The sequence below is a fragment of the Streptococcus sanguinis SK1 = NCTC 7863 genome (assembly GCF_000194945.1).
Lineage (GTDB): Bacteria > Bacillota > Bacilli > Lactobacillales > Streptococcaceae > Streptococcus > Streptococcus sanguinis.
The window spans coordinates 1-656 of the sequence record NZ_GL878513.1 but is presented as its reverse complement, the minus strand read 5'-3'; the positions used below and the strand labels follow the sequence as shown (position 1 = coordinate 656).

The window sequence follows — 656 nt, the reverse complement described above, 5'->3', positions numbered from 1 at the left end:
TGAAAAGAATAGGTCCCGTAGTGTAGCGGTTATCACGTCGCCCTGTCACGGCGAAGATCGCGGGTTCGATTCCCGTCGGGACCGTTGAAGTCGAGAAGATTTCAATAAAAGTAAGAGACTCGTTAGCTCAGTTGGTAGAGCATTTGACTTTTAATCAAAGGGTCACTGGTTCGAGCCCAGTACGGGTCATAAGAGCGGGTTTGGCGGAATTGGCAGACGCACCAGATTTAGGATCTGGCGCTTTAGGGCGTGGGGGTTCAAGTCCCTTAACCCGCATATAAGATAATAATGAGCCGGCTTAGCTCAGTTGGTAGAGCATCTGATTTGTAATCAGAGGGTCGCGTGTTCAAGTCATGTAGCCGGCATTTTTGAATAGGATGCGAACGTAGTTCAGTGGTAGAACATCACCTTGCCAAGGTGGGGGTCGCGGGTTCGAATCCCGTCGTTCGCTTGAGGCGGCCGGGGTGGCGGAACTGGCAGACGCACAGGACTTAAAATCCTGCGATTGGTAACGATCGTACCGGTTCGATTCCGGTCCTCGGCATAGACTTGTAAGAGGCAGTAGAAGAAGATGAGCACCCTTAGCTCAACTGGATAGAGTACCTGACTACGAATCAGGCGGTTAGAGGTTCGACTCCTCTAGGGTGCATTAAGTG

7 tRNA genes are annotated in these 656 nt (G+C 51.2%); all 7 read left to right on the top strand.

The annotated features are described in order from the left end of the window. The first annotated feature begins 11 nt into the window (after window positions 1-11). Window positions 12-84: transfer RNA gene (locus HMPREF9378_RS00005), tRNA-Asp, on the top strand. Window positions 85-116: 32 nt separating this feature from the next. Next, window positions 117-189, top strand: a tRNA-Lys gene (locus tag HMPREF9378_RS00010). Between the two features lie 5 nt (window positions 190-194). Next, window positions 195-276, top strand: a tRNA-Leu gene (locus tag HMPREF9378_RS00015). 16 nt (window positions 277-292) lie between these two features. Beyond that, window positions 293-365, top strand: a tRNA-Thr gene (locus HMPREF9378_RS00020). A gap of 14 nt (window positions 366-379) precedes the next feature. Further along, window positions 380-451 (top strand) — tRNA-Gly (locus HMPREF9378_RS00025). Between the two features lie 7 nt (window positions 452-458). Continuing rightward, a tRNA-Leu gene (locus tag HMPREF9378_RS00030) sits at window positions 459-544 on the top strand. 31 nt (window positions 545-575) lie between these two features. Continuing rightward, window positions 576-649 (top strand) — tRNA-Arg (locus tag HMPREF9378_RS00035). Window positions 650-656 lie beyond the last annotated feature (7 nt).